This is a genomic window from Corynebacterium sp. HMSC071B10, assembly GCF_001814825.1.
Taxonomy (GTDB): Bacteria; Actinomycetota; Actinomycetes; order Mycobacteriales; family Mycobacteriaceae; genus Corynebacterium.
In genome coordinates this window covers 258,286-275,906 of the sequence record NZ_KV818007.1, presented here as the reverse complement: position 1 = coordinate 275,906, position 17,621 = coordinate 258,286, and the positions used below count along the sequence as shown (strand labels likewise).

Annotated in this window: 17 protein-coding genes and 4 tRNA genes; 12 read left to right on the top strand and 9 right to left on the bottom strand. The window is 65.4% G+C overall.

The window, feature by feature from the left end:
* The first annotated feature begins 72 nt into the window (after positions 1 to 72).
* From HMPREF2990_RS07950 to HMPREF2990_RS07935, 4 genes are all read left to right on the top strand, one after another.
* Positions 73 to 148 (top strand) — tRNA-Gly (locus HMPREF2990_RS07950).
* 35 nt (positions 149 to 183) lie between these two features.
* Positions 184 to 257, top strand: a tRNA-Cys gene (locus HMPREF2990_RS07945).
* A gap of 15 nt (positions 258 to 272) precedes the next feature.
* Positions 273 to 344: transfer RNA gene (locus HMPREF2990_RS07940), tRNA-Val, on the top strand.
* A gap of 48 nt (positions 345 to 392) precedes the next feature.
* A tRNA-Gly gene (locus HMPREF2990_RS07935) sits at positions 393 to 468 on the top strand.
* A 221-nt stretch (positions 469 to 689) separates the two neighbouring features.
* Here HMPREF2990_RS07935 and HMPREF2990_RS07930 read toward each other — a convergent pair.
* On the bottom strand, positions 690 to 1,670 hold the full coding sequence (locus HMPREF2990_RS07930) for an asparagine synthase C-terminal domain-containing protein (RefSeq protein ID WP_070763837.1): 981 nt from the start codon (positions 1,668 to 1,670) through the stop codon (positions 690 to 692).
* Positions 1,657 to 2,949: a hypothetical protein gene (locus HMPREF2990_RS07925; protein WP_070763835.1), complete on the bottom strand. Its 1,293-nt coding sequence runs from the start codon at positions 2,947 to 2,949 to the stop codon at positions 1,657 to 1,659. The genes HMPREF2990_RS07930 and HMPREF2990_RS07925 overlap by 14 nt, the downstream gene beginning before the upstream one ends.
* On the opposite strand from HMPREF2990_RS07925, the gene HMPREF2990_RS07920 reads away from it, so the two are divergent.
* The 3 genes from HMPREF2990_RS07920 to msrB are packed head-to-tail and all read left to right on the top strand — an operon-like array spanning position 2,843 to position 5,448.
* Positions 2,843 to 3,754, top strand: a complete 912-nt coding sequence (locus HMPREF2990_RS07920) for a pyrimidine reductase family protein (RefSeq protein ID WP_371575667.1) — start codon at positions 2,843 to 2,845, stop codon at positions 3,752 to 3,754. The genes HMPREF2990_RS07925 and HMPREF2990_RS07920 overlap by 107 nt on opposite strands.
* Before the next feature lie 22 nt (positions 3,755 to 3,776).
* Positions 3,777 to 5,042, top strand: coding sequence for a glycosyltransferase family 87 protein (locus HMPREF2990_RS07915; protein WP_246817490.1), 1,266 nt, complete (start codon positions 3,777 to 3,779; stop codon positions 5,040 to 5,042).
* Positions 5,035 to 5,448 (top strand): peptide-methionine (R)-S-oxide reductase MsrB, encoded by a 414-nt coding sequence (gene msrB, locus HMPREF2990_RS07910; RefSeq protein WP_070763833.1) that lies wholly within the window; start codon positions 5,035 to 5,037, stop codon positions 5,446 to 5,448. The genes HMPREF2990_RS07915 and msrB overlap by 8 nt, the downstream gene beginning before the upstream one ends.
* Before the next feature lie 58 nt (positions 5,449 to 5,506).
* Here the strand turns inward: msrB and hemQ are convergent, their stop codons facing one another.
* Positions 5,507 to 6,208: a hydrogen peroxide-dependent heme synthase gene (hemQ, locus tag HMPREF2990_RS07905; protein ID WP_070763831.1), complete on the bottom strand. Its 702-nt coding sequence runs from the start codon at positions 6,206 to 6,208 to the stop codon at positions 5,507 to 5,509.
* 130 nt (positions 6,209 to 6,338) lie between these two features.
* On the opposite strand from hemQ, the gene HMPREF2990_RS07900 reads away from it, so the two are divergent.
* Positions 6,339 to 6,977, top strand: a complete 639-nt coding sequence (locus HMPREF2990_RS07900; RefSeq protein ID WP_070763829.1) for a DUF3000 domain-containing protein — start codon at positions 6,339 to 6,341, stop codon at positions 6,975 to 6,977.
* An 11-nt stretch (positions 6,978 to 6,988) separates the two neighbouring features.
* A complete protein-coding gene (locus tag HMPREF2990_RS07895) occupies positions 6,989 to 8,200 on the top strand; it encodes an HRDC domain-containing protein (RefSeq protein ID WP_070763827.1) in 1,212 nt (403 codons plus the stop codon).
* A gap of 45 nt (positions 8,201 to 8,245) precedes the next feature.
* Here the strand turns inward: HMPREF2990_RS07895 and dxs are convergent, their stop codons facing one another.
* The 4 genes from dxs to dut form a co-directional block, all read right to left on the bottom strand.
* Positions 8,246 to 10,168 (bottom strand): 1-deoxy-D-xylulose-5-phosphate synthase, encoded by a 1,923-nt coding sequence (gene dxs / locus HMPREF2990_RS07890; RefSeq protein WP_070763825.1) that lies wholly within the window; start codon positions 10,166 to 10,168, stop codon positions 8,246 to 8,248.
* A 114-nt stretch (positions 10,169 to 10,282) separates the two neighbouring features.
* A complete protein-coding gene (locus HMPREF2990_RS07885) occupies positions 10,283 to 11,530 on the bottom strand; it encodes a class I SAM-dependent RNA methyltransferase (protein ID WP_070763823.1) in 1,248 nt (415 codons plus the stop codon).
* 13 nt (positions 11,531 to 11,543) lie between these two features.
* Complete coding sequence (locus HMPREF2990_RS07880) at positions 11,544 to 12,434, bottom strand: DUF3710 domain-containing protein (protein WP_070763822.1); 891 nt, start codon at positions 12,432 to 12,434, stop codon at positions 11,544 to 11,546.
* Positions 12,435 to 12,598: 164 nt separating this feature from the next.
* A complete protein-coding gene (gene dut, locus HMPREF2990_RS07875; protein ID WP_070763973.1) occupies positions 12,599 to 13,090 on the bottom strand; it encodes a dUTP diphosphatase in 492 nt (163 codons plus the stop codon).
* A 49-nt stretch (positions 13,091 to 13,139) separates the two neighbouring features.
* Between dut and HMPREF2990_RS07870 the strand changes: the two genes are divergently transcribed.
* From HMPREF2990_RS07870 to HMPREF2990_RS07860, 3 genes are all read left to right on the top strand, one after another.
* On the top strand, positions 13,140 to 13,676 hold the full coding sequence (locus HMPREF2990_RS07870; protein WP_246817488.1) for a DUF3093 domain-containing protein: 537 nt from the start codon (positions 13,140 to 13,142) through the stop codon (positions 13,674 to 13,676).
* Positions 13,677 to 13,793: 117 nt separating this feature from the next.
* Positions 13,794 to 14,630 (top strand): PTS sugar transporter subunit IIAB, encoded by an 837-nt coding sequence (locus HMPREF2990_RS07865; RefSeq protein ID WP_070763820.1) that lies wholly within the window; start codon positions 13,794 to 13,796, stop codon positions 14,628 to 14,630.
* 12 nt (positions 14,631 to 14,642) lie between these two features.
* Positions 14,643 to 16,226, top strand: a complete 1,584-nt coding sequence (locus HMPREF2990_RS07860; RefSeq protein ID WP_070763818.1) for a PTS ascorbate transporter subunit IIC — start codon at positions 14,643 to 14,645, stop codon at positions 16,224 to 16,226.
* 19 nt (positions 16,227 to 16,245) lie between these two features.
* Here the strand turns inward: HMPREF2990_RS07860 and HMPREF2990_RS07855 are convergent, their stop codons facing one another.
* Both HMPREF2990_RS07855 and HMPREF2990_RS07850 read right to left on the bottom strand, forming a co-directional pair.
* The gene (locus HMPREF2990_RS07855) at positions 16,246 to 16,542 is read right to left on the bottom strand and encodes a DUF4193 domain-containing protein (RefSeq protein WP_038590949.1); all 297 of its coding nucleotides are present in this window, start codon (positions 16,540 to 16,542) and stop codon (positions 16,246 to 16,248) included.
* Positions 16,543 to 16,692: 150 nt separating this feature from the next.
* Positions 16,693 to 17,553 carry an inositol monophosphatase family protein gene (locus tag HMPREF2990_RS07850; protein ID WP_070763816.1) on the bottom strand — a complete coding sequence of 287 codons (861 nt, stop codon included), beginning with the start codon at positions 17,551 to 17,553 and terminating at the stop codon, positions 16,693 to 16,695.
* Positions 17,554 to 17,621 lie beyond the last annotated feature (68 nt).

The following is a 17,621-nucleotide window of genomic DNA, read 5'->3' as shown; positions in this document are numbered from 1 at the left end:
TGGTTCGATCCCAGTATCGCGCACAGAGTCTTCGAAAGAGGGCTCGGAAGGTAAATCTCAAAGGTTTGCCACGCGGATGTAGCGCAGTTGGTAGCGCATCACCTTGCCAAGGTGAGGGTCGCGAGTTCGAGTCTCGTCATCCGCTCCAAGTACATATGGGTACTTTTGGAGGTTAAGCTCCACGGTGGATTGGTCGAGTGGTTAGGCAACGGTCTGCAAAACCGTGTACACGGGTTCGATTCCCGTATCCACCTCCAAGCTGGAAACAGCCCGCGCGATTAGCTCAGCGGTAGAGCACTACCTCGACACGGTAGGGGTCACTGGTTCGATCCCAGTATCGCGCACAGAGTCCTCGCAAGAGGGCTCATACGGTAAACCTCAACGTTTGCCACGCGGATGTAGCGCAGTTGGTAGCGCATCACCTTGCCAAGGTGAGGGTCGCGAGTTCGAGTCTCGTCATCCGCTCCACTATCACTCACGCCCCCGGTATTGACGGGGGCGTGAGTTTTTCTTTGCAGTTGGGTCCCGGACCCGAGGCCCCGCCTAAACGGAGCTAGCTCCATTTAGGACAGTCAGCTCCGCGCGACCTGGCGTTTTCCAGACGACCCGTGCCTAAATGGAGCTAGCTCCCTTTAGGACAACCGGCATCGGGCCAACCCACACCAGTGCTGCCGATCAGAAAAATCCGCCTACTCGCCGCGCGTCTGGTCTTCCAGCTGTGCGAGAAATAAGCGCGCGACCGTAAACTCCAGAGGCTCCTTCATCGGATCGGAGTAGGTCTTCTCCCCCGCCCGGCGCGCCAGTTGCTGCCGTGCCAACGTGACGATGGCATCTAGGCCTCCGGACGAGACCTGCATCGGGTTCTTCGTGGTCTGCACGAGCTCCGGGTTGATGCCTAGGTCGGCGGCGATGCGGCGGAAGAGCTCCTTGTCTTGTGTGAGGTCGGCTCCGCGGGTCACGCGTGGGTGGATGCGCAGTGCGAGATCGACTGCCTCGTGCGTCTGCCAAACCTGGATGTGGCGCTGTGGTTCCGCAATGAGCCGCTCGTAGAAATCCGGGATGAAGCGCTCACGGGTGAAGTTTGCCTCGATCCCCCGGCGGACCTGGGCATCCCACTGCTGGAGGTAATCTTCGGCAGTCGCATCGATGGTTTTCCCACCGAGAAACAGGGCATCCGCGCCCGCGCCCGTGATCAGTGCCCCGTCGGCACCATGCTCCTGCCTCAGCTTATCGACGGCCACCAAAATAGCCCCTGAGAGCACTTCCCAGGGCTCGGCGGACTCAAGGCGGTCGACGGTTTCCCCGAGAAGCTCCTCCAGCGCTTCTCCGCGCGGTGCGACGACGTGGTGCTCAAAGCCGAGCGCGTGTGCTACCTCGCGCGCCACCCGGGTCTCCTCTGCGGCTTGTTGCGAGGAGTCTTGGCTAAATGTCACCGCGAGAACATCAGTGCGCAGCTGGGCGAGCACCGCGGCGATGAGGATCGAATCGACGCCGCCGGAGAGCATGAGCACTGGGCGTCCCGGCCAGCGCTCGAGTACTGCTTCAAGGCGCGCCCGCAGGTAGTCGACGATTGCCTGTTTGGCAGGCGCATATTCGGTGATGTCGTAGGTGCCCGGCTCGATGCTGCGTTCGTCGGCGACGTACTCGCAGTCCTTATCAGTCACGGCCATCTTTCGTCCTTTCCTCAAGTGCTGCAATTCGCTGTTGGAGTTCTCGTATCTGTTTGCGTCGTGTTTTCACGACTACCGGCTCGGCGTGCGTGTGGCGGTAGACGGCCACGTGCACCATCCAGGAGAAGGCACCCAGGATGACCCCGGCGGTAAGGATCAAGCCGAATCGCTCGAGCGTGCCCACGTTCTCCAGCCCTGCGAGCGAAATGTTGAAGGACAGCACCCCGATGACGGCGAGGAAGACAGACAGGATCTCGATGCTCCGCAAAAGACTATTGCGTGATTCTGCTTCGATCTTCTCCGACATCCGTTCTACCTCGGTGGCAACGTGCGCAAGCTCCGCATCTACGCGTCCTTGGATGGATTTTTGTACCTGCCGCTCGGTGGCAATCATCATCCGGTAAGAGACGAACTCCCCGTGCAGCGCCGTGGCATCCGCGGGCAAGTTCTTGATGGCCATCTGTACAGAGTGCAGCGCTTCGGCGTAGAAGTCGTCCCGGGAGCGGACTGTGTGTCCGGAGAACACATCGGAGCGTGGAGCTGCCTCGACCGCGGCCATGCGGCGGTAGCCCTCGGCGCGTCGGTAGTGGGCGACGAAGTCGTTAGGCGAGTGGTAACGCAAGATCGCCTCGGAGAAGGCGAGTATTTGCTCCCCGTACTCGGTGTCTGGGTAGAGCCACAGCCCGTGGAGCATGAGGTGCTTAAGCTTCAGCGGCACCGGTTCCAGCTGCGAGACGGCGGTGTCTTGACCGTCACTGTGTGAGACTCCCACGGCGTCGAAGACGTGCTGCGGGTCAATCCTGCGCCCCGCAAGCAGCCTGGCAAAGGTGAGAAAGACCTGGTTGAGGTTGACGGTCACCGAAAGGTTATGGAAGCGAAGGGGTGCGTCGCTTGCCATGTCGAGTACGCGCCGAATGCCGTCGTGGTCGAAGTTGAAGCGGTGGAGTTGCAGCTCGATAAGGATGAGTGCGAACTCCGCCGTGCGGGACTGCTTAGCCCATTCCGGCAGCAACCGGAGCCACTCCTCGTTGTGCTCTCCGAGGTTGCACTCGCGTGCTTTCCACGTCGCGTCGGTGACGGCATTGAACATCGCTTCAAAGGCGTCGATGTCGCGGTAGACGGTCTCACCGAACACTTCATGCGCGAGCTCGCAAATGTGCTGCTTCCAGCCAATGCCTGCCGCGTCTGGGTCAAAGAGTGCGGCGAACAGCCTGTCCGGGTTGTCGCCGTCTATCCATACCCGCCGCGCTTCTTCTACGAGCGGGGAGCGATCGTCCACGTGCTGTTTCCTCCAAAATCCCGACGGTCAGATGTGTACGCTTGACGCCATGGTAGACGCGCGCCGCACAATTGAACCAGCGGAACTGTTAGGCACTGTGCTGCCCCCTTCGGTCCCGCAACTGCGCCTGCTTGCGGTGATGACGGTGTCCGGCGCGGCCTCGCTCGACGGCACGTCCCGTTCGCTTGGCAACAGCATCGACTCGGAGCTACTCAACCTGCTGCGTGTGTGGTCCGATGCGGTGTTGGTCGGCGGCGGCACCGCTCGGGCGGAAAACTACTTCGGGGTCAAGTGCACCGCCGACGACAAGGCCCAGCGTCGAGCGCGCGGGCAAGCGGAAGTTCCGCCGCTGGCGATCATCACCGAGAGTTTCGACTTTGACGTGGACACGCAGTTGTTCTACGACACCGAAGTGCCCCCGCTGTTTCTCGCCCCGCAGCACTGCGTCGACGATCCGGCGCTCGCGGGGCGTCGAGAAGCACTGCGGCAGGCAGGCGGGCGCATCCTCTCCACTGGCGATGGCTCCGCGCGCTCGATTATCGACGCGCTACGCGCCCAAGGCTTCAACCGTATCTCCTGCGAGGGCGGGCCCGGGCTCTACGGCATGCTGCTGGCCGCAGGGTTGGGCGATATCCTGCACCTGACCATCGACCCGACGCTCCAGGGCAACGTGGAAAAGCCGCTTTTCGGCGGCGGTGGCGACTACACCACCTCGCTCGAGGTCGAGGACGTACGCGTCAGCGAGGACTCCATGATGTTCGTGCGCTACCGCTTGCCCGGCGCTGCCGCTTCCCGCGAGGGGTAATTGATTCGGTACGGTTAGGCGCGTGACAAACGCGCAAGACTCTCGACCCGGCTGGGCCCAACGCCTGGACACCTTCTGGACCGCACCCGCCCCGCAGGGGGCGCACACAAACGCCACGACGCGCACGCTGTCCCCCGCCGCCCGCACAGCCCGTGCTGCCGCCTGGCCGCTGGCGGTGCTGTTGATCATCCATCGCGTCTTCGTGCTTGCCAGGCAGGGCTCCCCGACTGACGACTTCACCACCGTGTGGGCAGCTGCCCGCCGCTTCGTCGAGCGCGTGCCGGTCTACAACGAGGTCTACCACTACGTGGACCCCCACTACCTGTACAACCCCGGCGCTACCCTGCTGCTGTCCCCGCTGGGGCTCGCCGCGGACCCGAACGCGGTACGCCCGCTGTTTATCCTGGCCAACGCGCTGGCCATCATCGCCGCACTCGCCTGGTGCACCACGCTGGCCGGCCGCAGCCTGCGAGGCCCGGTCTTCCCCGTCGCGCTCAGCTTGGCCTTCGCCACCGAGGCCGTCACCAACACACTGGTGTTCTCCAACATCAACGGCATCCTGCTTCTCGCGCTCACCGCGTTTTTGGCCAGCTACCGCGCGCGCCGCTTCATCCTCGCGGGCGTCATCCTTGGCCTGGCCATCCTGATCAAGCCGATGTTCGCCCCGCTGCTGGTCCTGCCGCTCATGCAACTACAGCTGCGCACCGTACTCGCAGGCATCGCCGTGCCCGTGCTGTTGAACGCGATCGCGTGGCCGCTCACCCCGGGCGCGGGCGACTACTTCGGCAGGCTCGTGCCGTACCTGAGCACCACCCGCGACTACGCAAACTCCTCGCTCGCGGGCTTCGCCGTCTACTTTGGCATGCCGGGATGGCTCCACGGCCTGTGTTTTGTCCTCTTCGCCGCGGCCGTCGCCGTCGCGGTGCTTGGCCTGGCCCGCTGGCGCTTTACCGACGAGTGGCTCTGGCTCACCTGCTCCACAGCAGTACTGCTCGCCGGGGTCTGCCTGCTCAGTTCCTTGGGCCAGGCCTACTACACCATGATGCTCTTCCCCGCCGCCTTCACCGCGCTGCACAAAGCAAGCCCCTTCCACACCGGCACCGTGTGGTTGGGCCTGCTGCTGTGCGTGAGCCCGCTGCGCTTCGATGCCGAGGTCATGGGGCTAACAGGCCGCTGGCTCGGGACGTTTTTGCCCACGGCCGGGTGGGCCATATTCATCGTCGCGGTCGCTGCGTGGGTAGTGTCGGTGCAAACGCAAACCCCGGCTAAGGAGGCCCACAATGGCTGACAATACCCCCGACTTCGCCTCGCTTTCCCCGCAGGAGTGGAAGGAAAGGCTGACCCCGGAGGAGTACCACGTGCTGCGCGAGGCCGGCACCGAGCCGCCGGGCGTAGGCGAATACACCGACACCACCACCGAGGGCGTCTACCGCTGCCGCGCCTGCAACGCGGAGCTCTTCCGCTCCTCCTCCAAGTTCGACGCCCACTGCGGCTGGCCCGCCTTCTTTACCCCGCTGGCGGGCGACGCCGTCATCGAGCGCGAGGACCGCTCCTTAGGCATGGTCCGCACCGAGGTGCTGTGCGCGAACTGCCACTCGCACCTGGGCCACGTCTTCGCAGGCGAGGGCTTCGACACCCCGACCGACCTGCGCTACTGCATCAACTCGATCTCGCTGACCCTCGAGGAGCGCTAAAGCTTTGCTTATCGACGCCGCGTGAGCCTGCCCCGCCGCGTCGATAAGCAATCGGCCCCTAAGGCAGGACCTTGATGATCTCGCCGATGCCTGCGACGCGGCGGCCCGTGTGGAACGGGATCTCCTCGCGCACGTGCAGGCGGGCCTCGGTGTAGCGCATGGTGTGCATGAGCTCCTCAATGCGCGCCAGGGTCGGCGCCTCGAAGGCGAGCATCCACTCGTAATCGCCGAGTGTGAACGCCTCGACCGTGTTCGCTCGCACGTCGGCGAAGTCGCGCGCCGCCTTGCCGTGGTTGGCCAGGATGCGGCGACGCTCCTGCGGATCCAGCAGGTACCACTCGTAGGAACGGACGAACGGGTAGACCGTAATCCACGCCTCCGGGTCCTCGCCCATGATGAAGCTGGGCAGGTGCGACTTGTTGAACTCGGCCGGGCGGTGCAGGCCGTTGCCCAGCCACGCCACCTCAAGAAGCTGGCCCAGGGTGGTCGTGCGACGGAAGTCCGCAAGTGCCTTCTGCAGCTCTTCGAAGTGCTCCGCGTGCCACCAGATCATGAAATCCGCGTCGGCGCGGATGCCGGTGTTGTCGTAGATGCCGCGCACCACGACCTTGCCCTCCGCTTCAAGATCCGCGAAGAACTGCTGTGCTTCCTTGGTCAGCTCCTCGCGCTCAGAGCCCAGCGCACCGGGGATCGCGCGGAAAACCGCAAACTGCAGGTAGCGCTGCATGGCGTTGAGCGCATCGAAGTCAAGCTTGGCCATAGGATTCTTCTCCCTTCCTGTGGCCCGAAAGAGGCCACCTCAAACGAAAGTCGTATGCAAGTCTACGCGCTTTCGCCCACGGCGCGCCTCCCACCCGACACGTCAGTTGACGTTTACCTTAATTCCTGTGATGAATTCGGACACTTCCTCCCAGACGGGCAACGGCACGCGCGACACGCACAGCGAGCAGGCCAGCCTGCCCGCAGACTTCTCCGCCGCGGTGGAGTCCATGCATGCGGCGAAGTTGCGCCCGGAGATCACCTTGGGCACGATCCGCCCGCCGCAGCGCCCCGCGCCGTACAGCCACGCCGTGGGCCTCGAAGTCGAGCGCCCGCAGGAGACCAAGCCCGGCGAGCCGATCCCGGTCGACTCCGAGGGCGACGCGTTCGGCCGCCTCATCCTTTTGCACTCCCCCGACGCGGAGGAGGCCTGGGAGGGCTCCATGCGACTGGTGGCCTACATCCAGGCAGACATGGATGATGCTGTGGCCTCCGACCCGCTGCTTCCCGACGTCGCGTGGCAGTGGCTCAACGAGTCCCTCGACGAGACCGGGGCCGGCTTTACCAACCTGGGCGGCACCGTCACCTCCACCGCGTCCGTGCGCTTCGGCGAGATCGGCGGGCCGCCGCGCGCCTACCAGCTGGAGATGCGCGCCTCCTGGACCGCAGAAGGCATCGACCTCGCGGCGCACGTCGAAGCCTTTGCCAAGGTGCTCGCGCACGTCGCTGGCTTGCCGCCTGAGGGTGTCACCGCGTTGGGGAACCGCTAAACTTCCTTGAAGTGTCACAGCAACTGCAGTACGAACTCATCGATGAGCCAGCAGGGTTTCATCGTGCTGCCGCACGCCTGTTAGCCGGGCGCGGCCCGTTTGCGGTAGATACCGAGCGCGCCTCCACGTTTCGCTACGACGACCGCGCCTTCCTCGTCCAGGTGTATCGCCCCGGGGCTGGCACCTTTCTGCTTGCCCCCGAGGGGCACCGCGAGGAGTTCAAGGACGTTTTTGCGCCGGTGCTCAACCACGGCACCTGGATCCTGCACGCCGCTGGCGAAGACCTGCCTTCGCTAGCCGCGCTGGGCCTTTTCGCAGGTTCCCTGTTTGATACTGAGCTCGCCGGGCGCATCGCGGGCTTCGACCGCACCAATCTCGGCGCGATGGTCGAGGAGTTTGTGGGCATCCACCTGGAGAAGGGCCACGGCCGCGAAGATTGGTCAACCGTCCCGCTGCCCAGGGCGTGGCAGGACTACGCCGCCTTAGACGTGCTCTACCTCCACGACCTCGCTGACGCGCTGACCTGTCTGCTTGCCGAGGACGGCAAGCTCGACATCGCCGAGCAGGAGTTCGCCCACGTCCTCCACACGCGCTCGCAGGCCCCGGAAGCAGGCACCTGGCGCGACGTGAAAGGTATCTCCCGATTCAACTCCCCTGAATCGCTCCAGCTCGCCCGCGCGCTGTGGGAGCACCGGGATGCGCTCGCCCGCAAGCACGACCGCTCGCCAATGCGCCTGCTACCGAACAAGGTGCTGGTGGACATTGCCGCGAACCGGCCGCGCAGCGTCGCCGAGATCCGCGCGACCCCGGGGTTTCCTCGCCGGCGTCGCGGCGCCGCGGAGCGCTGCGCGTCTGTCCTTGCCGACGCGCGTGCCCAAGACCCCGCAACGTGGCCGCGGCCAGAGCGCAGTGCCTCGGGGATACCCTCTACCTCCACGCTGAAGAAGCACTACCCACAAGCCTGGGAGTGCATCGCGGAAACAAAGGCCGCGGTTGAGAAGCTCGCGGCAGAACTCGACCTGAATACGTCCACGCTGATAACCACGAAAACGCTGCGAACGGTGCTGTGGAAAGCAATGCAGGCAGAGACCGCCTGGGATATCGACCAGGCGTACGCGGCGCTTGCCGACGCCGGGGCGCGCCCCTGGCAGTGCGAGATGGTCGCACCACTTATCGTCGCCGCCAAAGCGCACGACGTGCCCACTCCCCCGAACCGCGCATAACGCTGTTCCGTGCTGAAATGCGCGTGCTGGACTCGCGGCGCAGGTTTAGCGGTCAGCCAACTCCAGCGCCCACTGGCGCACCTGCGCCGTCGCGCTTGCCTCGTCGAGCCCGTACTCCGCGAGCACCTCGTCGCGCGAGGCGTGCTCCGGGAACACGGAGGGGAACGCCAACTGACGCAGCGGCGTGTCCACACCCGCCGCGTGCAGCGCCTCCGCCACGGCGGATCCAACGCCGCCGCGCAGCAGGCCGTCTTCGTAGACCACCACCAGGTCAGCCTCCGCTGCCATGTCAACCAGCTCGGCGGCAACCGGGATCACCCAGCGCGGGTCCGCCACGGTCAGGTCGATGCCCTCGGTGCCGAGCTCGTCGGCGATCGCGCAGGCGGGTGCAGCGAAGGTGCCGATGGCCACCATGAGCACGTTGAGACGGGCCTCGTCTGTCTCCGCGGTCTCCGCCGGGCGGTGCAGCACATCGACGTTACCCCGACGTTCCAGGGCCGGGATGTCCTCGCCCACCTTCCCTTTCGGGAAACGCACGATCGTCGGACCGTCGGTCACCGCGATTGCCTCGGCGAATTCCTCGCGCAGACGCTGCGGGTCGCGCGGTGCCGCGATCCGGATACCCGGCACGATCGAGGCCAAAGAAAGGTCCCAGACGCCGTTGTGGCTCGCCCCGTCCGAGCCGGTCACACCGGCCCGGTCAAGCACGACGGTCACCGGCAGGTGCAACAGGCCGGCATCCATGAGCAGCTGGTCGAAGGCGCGGTTGAGGAAGGTGGAGTAGACCGCGACCACCGGATGCATCCCGCCGAGCGCGAGCCCCGCGGCAGAGGTGATCGCGTGCTGCTCCGCAATACCCACGTCAAAGAACCTGTCCGGGAACTGCTCCGCGAAAGGCTGCAGCCCGGTCGGGCCAGCCATCGCGGCGGTAATCGCCACGATGTCCTCGCGCTCGCGGCCTGCCCGCAGGAGTTCCTCGGTAAACACACTGGTCCAGCCAGGAGCGGACTTGGCCAGCGAGGCACCGGTCACCGGGTCAATGACGCCGGTGGAGTGCATCTGATCCGCCTCGTCGTTCACCGCGGGGGCAAAACCGTGGCCTTTCTCCGTCACCACGTGCACGATCAGCGGCCCGTCGTAGCTGTTCGCGTACTTCAGCGCGCTGATGAGCGCCTTCAGGTCGTGGCCCTCCACCGGGCCGACGTACTTAATGCCCAGATCCGAGAACATCTCGGTGGGCAACACCTGGTACTTCACGCCTTCCTTGAGCGCGTGCAGCGCGTCGAAGGTGCGCTCGCCGACCCAGCCCATGGATTTCAGCGTCTTCTTGCCGTTTTCCATCACCTCGTCATAGCCCGGCTGCATACGCAGCGCCGCCAGCTGGCCGCGGAGCTTGGTGAGGTTGTTGGCAAAGCCACCGATCGTCGGCGAGTAGGAACGCCCATTGTCGTTGACCACGATGACCACGTTGCGCTCGCCCGCTGCAATATTGTTCAGCGCCTCCCAGCACATGCCGCCGGTCAGTGCGCCGTCGCCGACCACGGCGACGACCTTGTCCGAGCCGCGGCCGGAAAGCTCCTTCGCCTTCGACAGCCCGTCGGCGTACGACAGCGAAGCGCTCGCGTGCGAAGACTCCGTCCAGTCATGCTCGGATTCCGCGCGCGCGGTGTAGCCGGACAGGCCGCCCTTCTTGCGCAGCGTGTCGAACTGGCCCGCGCGGCCGGTGAGGATCTTGTGCACATAGGACTGGTGCGAGGTGTCAAAGATGATCGGGTCATCCGGCGAGTTGAAGACGTAGTGCAGCGCGAGCGTCAGTTCAACCACGCCGAGGTTGGGGCCCAGGTGTCCCCCGGTCGCGGACACCTTGGAAATCAACAGCTGACGGATCTCCTCCGCGAGTGCGCGCAGCTCGCTTTTCGAAAGCGACTTGATGTCCGCCGGCGATGTGAGTCCCTCGAGCATTCCCACTGTCCTCAAGCTCTCCTTCTCTCGCCCTACAGTCCGTCCGCAGGTGGGCGAAAAACCACCGCCCAGCCTGCATTTCACGCCATCTTACACCGTGACTCGTCTGCGCCCGTAGCCCTACTGGTCGGCAGGTCGCAGCAGGCACATCGTTTCAAAGTGGTGGGTGTTGGGGAAGGCGTCGATAAGCAGCAGGCGCTCCACGGCAAAGCCTGCCTCGCCCCAGCTCGCCAGATCGCGTGCGAGCGTCGCCGGGTCGCAGCCGACGTGGATGACGCGCTCCGGTCCCGCCGCCGCTACCGCGCGCACGACCTCGGCACCAGCACCGGCGCGCGGTGGGTCGAGCACAACGAGCCCCGGCGCGGGCAGCTGGGCGATGGCTTCCTCGACGCGCGCGTTGGTTACATGCAGATCCAGGTCCGCAAGGCCCGACTGGGGCGAGGAGGTCGCCGCTGGCGAGTAATCCACGGTTTCCACTCGCCCGCCGCCGGTAGCGCGGCTGAGCGCGGGCGCGAACATGCCGACGCCGCCGTAGAGGTCCCAGGCCACCGGCCGGGAGTACTGTGCACTGCCCCACTCCGCCACCACGTCGGCGTAAGCCTGCGGTGCGTTGACGTGCGCCTGCCAGAAGGCCGTCGCGGGAAAGTGCAGGGTACGCGAGTCCACGTGCTCTTCCACGATCCCGCTGCCTTCCACACGCTTATCGACGGTCTCTGCACGCCGTCCCCGCTGCACCCGGCGGGTCTCCACCACGTGCCGGGTGCCGGTGGCGTCGCGCACGGCGATGACCTCGGCGCCAGGGGTAAAGCTGCGCGCTCCGGGGCCGACGAGCCCGTCGAGAAGCCCGGGTACAGCCTGTGTGCATAGCGCATCCGCGACCACGTCGTTCGAGCGCAGCTTGCGCAGCCCGGCGCGTCCGGCAGCGTCAACGCCCAAGCGCACGCGGGTGCGCCAGCCGCGGGCGGGTGCCAGCGCGCGGGTTGCAAGCGCGGCGTCCAGGTCGAGCCCGCGCAGGACGTTCGAACGGCCCGCCAATGCCTGCAGCTGGCCGCGCAGTACCTGCGTCTTCAGCTCCAGCTGGTAGGCCGGGTCGATGAAGCTGAGATCGCAGCAGCCGGCCCCTGCGGCCGCGGCCGGACAGGTGGGGTCCACGCGGTGCGGCGAGGGTGTTGTGACCTCGAGCAGGTCAGCGCGGGCCCAGCGCTTCTTCACCTTGGTTAGCGTGGCGGTGACAGTTTCGCCGGGCAGCGCGCCGCGCACAAAAACGACGCGGCCATCGGGTGCGTTACCGATGGCCTCGCCGCCGTGCGCCAGCGCGCGGGTGGTCACCTCAATGTGCTCGCCCGGTGCGATGGCGGGATTGGTCATTGCGTATTACGGCTTACTTGTCTTTGTTGAAGTCGTTGTTCTGGGCGATGATCTGCTTGAGCGCATCGCTCAGCGCGTTCGGGTTGCCAGCCTGCGGGGCGGAGCCTTGCGCTGCCTGTTGCCCCTGCTGTGCGCGTTGCTCCACTGCCTGCTGTACCTGCTGGGCCAGCTGCTTCGGCAGGGTGACCGGGAGCGAGTTTCCGGCCAGGATCGGGTCGTTCCCGCGGTAGACAAAGGAGCGGGCAACCACTTCGCGGCCCAGCTTCGCCATATCGTCTTCGCGCCCGGTCGGTGCCGCAAGGGTGACGCGGTACAGCCAGCGCGGGCCCTCCACACCGATGATGCGGATCACGCCATTGGTACCGGTGCCGATGATCTCCTTGCCCCACGGACCCTGCTCGAAGCGCACGGGCATGTCCTCGTTGCGCATGCCCTCGGCGATCTCTTCTGCGGATTCCTCCCACAGCCCGCCCGAGCGCGGTGCTGCGAAGGCCACCGGGGTAATGCGGCCGTGGCGGGTGACGATGTGGACCATCTTCGGCCCCTGCTCGCCCATCTCCACCTGCACCTGCGCTTCCTTCGGGAAGGGGATCTTGATGGAGCCGAGGTTCAGCGTGGCGTTGGAAAAATCGGTGAAGTCGAAGTCCTCGATGTTGACATTGTCACCGTCGAAGGGGCCGGTGCTGCCGTTGACCGCGTCATAATCCTCAAGCGGGGTCGTACCCTCGGCCTGTTCAAGCGGGGCCTCGGCAGCCACAGTGCTTGTCGACGCCTCAGGCGCAGCGCTCTCCTGCACGTCCTGAGCCTGGGGCTCCTGCGTGTCCTGCTCCTGCTGCGGCGCGGCGGCCTGTGCTTCCTGTGCGGCCTTTTCCTTCTTCTTCTTGCCAAATGGCCACAATGCCATGGTGGTGTGTCCTCCTCGCGCCGACCGGCGCTTCCTTTTTATGTACGTCTATCCCTATACGCCACTGTAGGTGGTACGTAGTGCGCTTTCGACCTTAGCGCGCAGCCTGCAGTCTTAAGGCTTTAGCTCTGCCTGGCTCAACCCTGTTGCACCCTAGTTTTGCCCTAGTTGGTGCCGGTCGAGCCGTAGCCGCCGGCACCGCGCTCAGTGTCATCTAACTCATCGACTTCCACGAAGTCGACCAGCTCCACCCGCTGCACGACCAGCTGGGCGATCCGCATGCCGCGCTCGATCGTAAACGCCTCGTCTCGGTCAGTGTTCACCATGCACACTTTCAGCTCGCCGCGGTACTGGGCGTCGATCGTGCCGGGAGTGTTCACAATGCTCAGCCCGTGCTTGGCGGCCAGGCCTGAGCGCGGGTGGATCAGCCCCACCGTGCCCAGCGGCAAGGCGAGCGCCACACCCGTGCCGACCAGGGCGCGCTGGCCCGGGGCAAGCGTGACGGTCTCCGCCGCGTAAAGGTCCGCGCCCGCATCCCCCGCGTGCGCCCTTCTTGGCAGTGGCAGTTCTGGGTCCAAGCGCTTCAGCGGGATTGGGCCGAGCGCGGATTGCGGTTCAGCATCATGATCTTGAGGGCTGTTGGTGGTGGCGTCCATGGTCGCCCACATTACGGCAATGGCTCCAAACTCAACTAAAGTTGCATGCGTGTCTGAAAACCCGCGCTATTCCAACGAGTCCACACAGCACACCTCCCCCACCGCAGGAGGTGCCGCGAAGGTGCTCTACCGTGAGCGCCAGTGGGTGCCCTGGTACTGGTGGGCCGCAGGTGCCTTCCTGACGTTTTTGCTGGCTGCGCAGTTCGCGCTCAACCGCAATGTGTGGTGGTTTATCATCCCGCTGATCCTCATCGGCGGCCTCATCGGCTGGTACCTGACCTGGCTGTCGCGCACCACTGTCGCGGTGGAGCAGGACCCCGATGGCTCTCGCTGGCTGCGCGTCAACGACGCAAACTTGCCCGCGACCGTCGTCTCGCGCGCGATGGAAGTGCCGCAATCGGCCCGGCAGAACGCGTTGGGCCGCCAGCTCGACCCCGCCGCCTACCTTGTCTCCCACGCCTGGGTGCCGGAGCACGCGCTGATCGTCCTCGACGACCCGGAGGACCCCACCCCCTACTGGCTGGTCTCCTCCAAGGATCCGGAAGCGCTCCTCAAGGCGTTCGTGCCGAAACAACTGCACCAGTAGCCGAAAGAAATTAGCAACAGGAAAGCTTGACGCAGACCACCGTACTGGTAATAACGTGTAGGTAAGACCTGTGCCGAAGAATCGGCCGGTACCTGCAACACGAGGGACCTAAAAATCATGTCCACAATCAACACGCTTCTTGCGCCCGGAGCCGTTGAGCTCAACGGCCGCGCGGAGAATTGGCGCGAGGCCATTCGCCTCGCCGGCAGTCTGCTGGAACGCTCCGGCGATGCCACACGTGACTACACCGATGCAATGGTGCAATCCGTCGAGGACAACGGCCCGTACATCGTGGTCGCTCCGGGTTTCGCCTTCGCGCACGCCCGCCCGTCGGAAGCTGTAAAGCGCACGGCGCTGTCTTGGGTCAGGCTCGCGCAACCGGTGGAGTTCGGCCACAAGTCGAACGACCCGGTCGACCTGGTGGTAGCGCTGGCGGCCCGCGATTCCTCGGAGCACCTTGCTGCCATGAAGGAATTGGCGGGACTTTTAGGCAAGCCCGCTACCCGCAGCGCCTTGGACAGCGTGTCCACGGAAGAGGAGCTGCGCGAGGTGCTTCGCACCGCGGGCAAGAAGAAATCCGCAAGCACAAAACAGGCCGCTGTCGCGCCGCGTGGCGCTGCCGCGCCACGCGACTCCCAGTCGGAGAAGCGCAGCGACTCGGTGCCGTCGAAAGGCAAGATCCTCACTGTCTGCGGCAACGGGCTGGGCACCTCACTGTTTCTCAAGAACACGCTTGAGCAGGTGCTCGACGCCTGGGGCTGGGGCCCGTACCTCGATGTGGAAGCCACGGACACGATCTCCGCGAAGGGGCGCGCGAAGGAAGCCGACTTCCTGCTCACCTCCGGCGAGATCGCTGCCACGCTTGGCGACGTCGGCGTGCCCGTCCATGTCATCGAAGACTTCACCAACATGTCCGAAATTGATGGGGCTCTGCGCGAGCTCTACGACGTTTAAGGCGGCACAGAAATGGACTTCCTCCTCGCAATCGCGACCTTTCTTGTCAATGAGATTCTCTCCGTCCCAGCCTTTTTGATTGGCCTGATTACCGCGGTCGGCCTCGCAGCCATGGGCCGCGGCGTGGGCCAAGTACTGGGCGGGGCGATCAAGGCGACGCTGGGCTTCTTGCTCATCGGCGCAGGTGCCGGCCTGGTGGTGTCTTCCCTTGAGCCACTCGGTGCCATGATCGCTGGTGCGACTGGCGCGCAGGGCGTGGTGCCCACCAACGAGGCGATCGTCGGCATTGCCCAAGAGCAATTCGGCAGCCAGGTCGCCTGGATCATGATCCTGGGCTTTGTGGTCTCGCTGCTGCTGGCCCGTTTTACGCCGATGAGCTACGTCTTCCTCACCGGCCACCACGTGCTGTTCATGGCCACCATGCTCACCATGGTGCTGGCCCCCGCGGGCTACTCCTCGTGGCTCGTCGTCCTCTTCGGTGCCGTCCTACTGGGCATTTTGATGGTCTCCCTGCCGGCGATCGCGCACCCGTGGACCCGCCGCATCACCGGCGATGACTCGATCGCCATCGGCCACTTCGGCACCGCCGGCTACCTCGCCGCAGGCGCTGTGGGCAAGGTGGTTGGCGGCAAGGGCACAAAAATGTCGCCGTCGACCGAGGAACTCAAGCTTCCCGAGGGCCTGCGCTTCCTCCGCGACTCCATGGTCGCCACCGCGCTGTCCATGGCGCTGATGTACATCGTTCTGGCCCTGCTGTTCATCGCCCGCGCGGGCACCGAGGAAGCGTTCACCGCCTTCGAAGGCGGCGCGACCAGCGTGGGCAACTACCTCATGCAGTCCTTTACCCAGGGCCTGCAGTTCGGTGTTGCCGTGGCCGTCATCCTCTTCGGTGTGCGCACCATTCTCGGCGAGCTGGTCCCGGCGTTCCAGGGCATCGCCGCCAAGGTGGTGCCCGGTGCCATCCCGGCACTCGATGCGCCGATCGTCTTCCCCTACGCGCAGAACGCCGTGCTGGTGGGCTTCATCTCTTCCTTCGTCGGCGGGCTGATCGGCCTGGCGGTGCTCTCCCTGTGGCTCAACCCGGCCTTTGGTGTCGCACTGATTCTGCCCGGCCTGGTCCCCCACTTCTTCACCGGCGGTGCCGCTGGCGTCTACGGCAATGCCACGGGCGGACGCCGCGGTGCGGTCCTTGGTGCCTTTGCCAACGGCCTGCTGATTACGTTCTTGCCCGCGTTCCTGCTGGGCGTGCTCGGCTCCTTCGGCTCCGCCAACACCACCTTCGGTGACGCCGACTTCGGCTGGTTCGGCCTGCTTTTGGGCTGGTCCACGCGCGCCGACGGTGCCCTGGGCCTCATCCTCGTCGCGCTCTGCGGTGCCGCTGTCTTTGCACTTGGCTGGCTCTCGCAGCGCAAGCTTGTCGACGGCAACTGGGACCCCACCCCCTGGCGCCCAGCCCCCGGCGAGGGCGCAGCAGCCGCTGCCGCAACCAACCCCGACGTGACTCCGCTGGCTGCCGGTCAGACCGCAGCGTCGAAGAAGTACCCGAAGGTCCTGCCTCCGGACGGGGCACCAGTCCCGCCCGCGCCGATCGCCTAGCCGGTTGTGTACGAGGGCGCTACTCGCAGTCGAGGCAGAACTTCGAGCCGTCGTCCGCCGTGTAGGCCAGGCGCTTCTTCTTCTGCACGAGGAAGCACGAAGCACAGGTGAACTCATCGTCCTGACGGGGCTTAACCTCAACGTTGAGCTCCTCGCCGGACAGGTCCTGCGGCGGGATCTCCACGGGCTCGACGATTTCGCCCTCGTCGTCCATGCTGCTGCCCGCAACCTCGGCGGCCTTCAGGCCCTCCAGCGAATCGGTCGTGATTTCATCGTCCTCGAGGCGGCGGCGCGGTGCATCGTAATCCGTGGCCATAGCAAGCACTCCCTAGCTCAAATATCGTTGGAATTTAGCGTCGTATCAGCACGCGTTTGAGCGGAATACTAAATGATTGGCCTGCGTCTGTCACTTTCGCCCCGCATACTGCACCTTTGTCGAGTTTTCGGGGGTAAAAACAGCGCCGAACTACGCCTGCAGATCCCGCTGGGCTCCCGCCTTGTGCAGCAGGTCCGCAAACTCGTCGGCGATCCCGGGCGCGCACGCGGTGACCAGCGCACCCTGCCCGCCGCGATCCACCAAGCCCGGGTGGTGCACCACCGCACCGGCTTCCGCCGCGATCACCGCCCCGGCGGCGTAGTCCCAGGGGTGGGTACCGTGCTCGTAGTAGGCGTCCACGCTGCCCTCGGCCACGCGACACAGGTCAAGTGCGGCCGAGCCCATACGCCGAATGTCGCGCACGACGGGCAGGATGTGCTGCAGGATTTCGGCCTGGCGGCCCCGCCACCCCGCATCGTAGGCAAACCCGGTCGCGAGCAGCGTGGTCGTAAGCTGTGATGCCCGGGAGGCGCGCAGCGGGTGCGCGGTGCCGTCGATAAGCACACTGGCCCCCTCACCCACCGCCGCGCGGTAGACCACCCCGCGCGCGACGTCGGCAACTGCGCCGGCGACGAGCTCGCCGTCGACGGCCACGCCGACAGAGACCGCATAGGCGGGCACCCCGTAGATGAAGTTGACCGTGCCGTCGATCGGGTCGATGACCCACTCCACCCCAGTGCGAGTGGGAATCGCCGAGCCCTCCTCGCCGATGATGCCGTCGTCGGGTCGAAGCTCGGCCAGGCGCTTGGCCACGCGCGCCTCGCAGCCCTTATCCACCGCAGTGACCGGGTCGACCTCCGAAGACTTTGTCTCCGCCACCATCGCCACGGAACCATGCTTGGTCAAAAAGGCGCGCTGGTGCGCGACAAACTCGGCCGCATCGGTGACCAGGTCGACGCACATCTCGCGCAATTCGGCGGGGCTGGGAACGTGATTTGCTGCAGTATTCATACTCCCTATCGTGCCCGGCCCGCGTCACAGCTGCATCCTGGGCACCCGAGGCTTAAGGTTTTGTAGAG